Origin of the sequence: Streptomyces sp., assembly GCF_035563135.1 — a bacterium.
Taxonomy (GTDB): Bacteria; Actinomycetota; Actinomycetes; order Streptomycetales; family Streptomycetaceae; genus Streptomyces.
Genome location: NZ_DATMVN010000567.1, coordinates 1 through 2970, shown reverse-complemented (window position 1 = coordinate 2970; position 2970 = coordinate 1). Strand labels below are relative to the sequence as shown.

The following is a 2970-nucleotide window of genomic DNA, read 5'->3' as shown; positions in this document are numbered from 1 at the left end:
CCACCCAGCGAGAACAGGACACCGCGATGACCGTCAACGCTCTCGCCTTCGGTTTCCGGGTCGACGACGTCGCGGCCGCCAGCGTCGAGATCGCCGCGCGGGCGGGGAGCTGCTGGGCGAGATCAACCGGGTCCCCGACCTGGACTACGCCTACCGCCACTTCCGCGGCATCGACGGCCGCGTCTACGGCCTCAACGAGAGCAAGCCGCAGCCCCGCTGACGCTGGGCCCTGCCGCTCCGCCCACCTGGGGCGGGCGGCAGGGCCGGCGAGGGTGCCGTCAGCCCAGGGCCCGGTCGAGGTTCACGGCGGCGCTGATGAGCGCCAGGTGGGTGAACGCCTGGGGGAAGTTGCCCTGCTGCTCGCCGGCGCGGCCCACCTGCTCGGCGTAGAGCCCGAGGTGGTTGGCGTACGTCAGCATCTTCTCGAACGCCATGCGGGCGTCGTCGAGTCGTCCCGCGCGGGTCAGTGCCTCGACGTACCAGAAGGAGCAGATCGAGAAGGTGCCCTCGTCGCCGCTCAGACCGTCGGGGCTGGCCTCGGGGTCGTACCGGTAGACCAGCGAGTCCGACACCAGCTCCTCGCCGAGGGCGTCCAGGGTGGCGAGCCACTTGGGATCGGTGGGCGCGATGAACTTCGCCAGCGGCATCATCAGGACGGCGGCGTCGAGGACGTCGTCGTCCTCGTGCTGGACGAACGCCTGCCGCCGTGCCGACCAGCCCCGCAGCATGATCCGACGGTAGATGTCGTCGCGGGTGCGCTCCCACCTGGCCCGGTCCGCGGGCAGCCCGCGACGGTTGGCCATGCGGATGGCCCGCTCGACGGCCACCCAGCACATCAGCCGGGAGTACAGGAAGTTCTTGCGTCCGCCGCGGGTCTCCCAGATGCCCTCGTCGGGCTGGTCCCAGTGGTCGCAGACCCAGTCGACCAGACCGCAGAGGCCCTCCCACGCATCACTGGAGATGGGCTCCGCCCACTTGTCGTAGAGGTAGATGGAGTCGATCAGCTCCCCGTAGATGTCCAGTTGGAGCTGCTCGGCCGCGCCGTTGCCGATCCGGACGGGCGACGCGCCCTCGTACCCCTCCAGGTGCGGGAGCTCCTCCTCGGCCAGGTCGGTGCGGCCGTCGATCCCGTACATGATCTGGAGGGGGCCGAGGGGGTCGTCGCCCGGCGGCGGGATGTGCTGCTCGAGGAACCCCATGAAGGCGGCTGCCTCGCTGTTGAAGCCCAGCCGCAGGAGCGCGTAGACGCAGAAGGCGGCGTCGCGGATCCAGACGAAGCGGTAGTCCCAGTTCCGCTCACCGCCGGGCTGTTCGGGGAGGCTGGTCGTGGGCGCGGCCACGATGGCGCCCGTCGGTGCGTAGGTCAGCAACTTCAGCGTCAACGCCGATCGGTGCACCATCTCGCGCCACCGGCCGCGGTAGCGCGACGCCGACAGCCAGCGGCGCCAGTACGTGACCGTGGCGACGTAGAGGTCCGCCGCCTCGGAGCCGGAGCAACCACGGGGCTCGGCATCGCCGGCGATGCGGTCGAGGGCGAACACCGCCGACTCGCCCTCGCCGAGGGTGAACTCCGCCTCGACGTCCTGCCCGTCGCACCGGAGGGGGACCGTGGCGGTCAGCGACAACGCCAGATCCGTCGAGGTGAAGACGACGCCACCGTCGCGCTCGTCGACGGTGTGCGTCTGACGGCCGTAGTCGAAGCGGGGGGAGACCCGCGCCCGGAACGTCATCGACCCGCGGACGCAGAGCACCCGCCGGACCAGCCGGTGGGCAGCGTGTCCCGTGGGCTCTCCGACGGGCATGAAGTCCTGGACCTCGCCCACGGCGTCACCGGTGTAGAAGCGGGTGAGCAGGACGTTCGTGTCGGGGACGTAGAACTGCCGGGTCCGTGCGCGCGATGCGGCGGTCAGCTCGAAGGAGCCGCCCCGGTCGGCGTCGAGGATGGCCCCGAACACGCTCGGCGAGTCGAACGACGGACAGCAGTACCAGTCGATGGTGCCGTTCGTGCCCACCAGCGCCACCGTGTGCATGTCGCCGATGACCCCGTGCTCGGCGACGGGCAGGTACCGCGGCGGCGGGTCGGCCCCCGCTCGATCACCCTCAGCCGGGTCGCTGGTCACGAGTGTCCTCCGTGTCGGTCGGGCCGGTGCGGTCCGTGCGCTGACGCGAGGTGAGAACTATCGCAGGGTCGCGGCCGACCGGCCCGGCGACGAGCTGGGGTGGGCACGCTCACATGTCCGGGGAAATACTTGTCATGGCAAGTGAGTTCAGGCAGAGTGTCAGTTGCTTCGACAACCACCTGGGAGTGCATCGTGACCACGCTCGGTCCTGCTTCGACCGCCGCTGCGGATGCCCGCATCCCGGCTGACCACCTCTTCGCCCAGCACCTGCGCCGGGTGGCTGCGTCGGAGCCGCACCGGGCGTGGACGCCGGAGGACGGGGCGCTGCCCAGTCTGTACCTGTCCCACGGTGGTGGGCCGATGCCCTTCTGGCGGCCGGACTGGCTGGACCCGCTGTACGGGTGGGCGCGGTCGCTGCCCCGGCCCAGGGCGATCCTGGTGGTGTCGGCGCACTGGGAGTCCGCGCCGTTGTCGGTGAGCGCGACCCGGCCCACCGAGCTGGTCTACGACTTCGGTGGGTTCGACCCGCTGTACCACACGTTCCGCTACGACACCCCTGATGCCGGTGAGCTGGCGCGGGACGTGGTCGGTCTGATGCCGGACACCGAGCACGTGCACCAGCACGCCTCCCGGGGGCTGGACCACGGCTCCTGGGTGCCGTTGAAGATCATGTACCCGGAGGCCGATGTGCCGGTGCTGCAGCTGTCGCTGCCGACGGAGGACCCGGACAAGCTGCTGGCCATCGGTGAGCGGCTGCGCCCGCTGCGCGAGCAGGGTGTGCTCGTGGTCGGCTCGGGGCACATGACCCACGGGCTGCCGTTCATCACCCGCGGCATGATGGAGGGCACCG

The 2970-nt window shown here is 70.8% G+C and carries 3 protein-coding genes; 2 read left to right on the top strand and 1 reads right to left on the bottom strand.

Translation table 11 applies throughout. The features are described 5' to 3' along the window. Positions 1–220 (top strand): hypothetical protein (locus VN520_RS25285; protein ID WP_325749241.1); only part of this gene is annotated, 220 nt, incomplete at its 5' end. A 58-nt stretch (positions 221–278) separates the two neighbouring features. On the opposite strand, the gene VN520_RS25280 is transcribed toward VN520_RS25285, so the two are convergent. After that, a complete protein-coding gene (locus VN520_RS25280) occupies positions 279–2120 on the bottom strand; it encodes a glycoside hydrolase family 15 protein (RefSeq protein WP_325749240.1) in 1842 nt (613 codons plus the stop codon). Positions 2121–2312: 192 nt separating this feature from the next. On the opposite strand from VN520_RS25280, the gene VN520_RS25275 reads away from it, so the two are divergent. Then, positions 2313–2970: class III extradiol ring-cleavage dioxygenase (locus tag VN520_RS25275; protein ID WP_325749239.1), on the top strand; the 658-nt coding region annotated here is incomplete at its 3' end.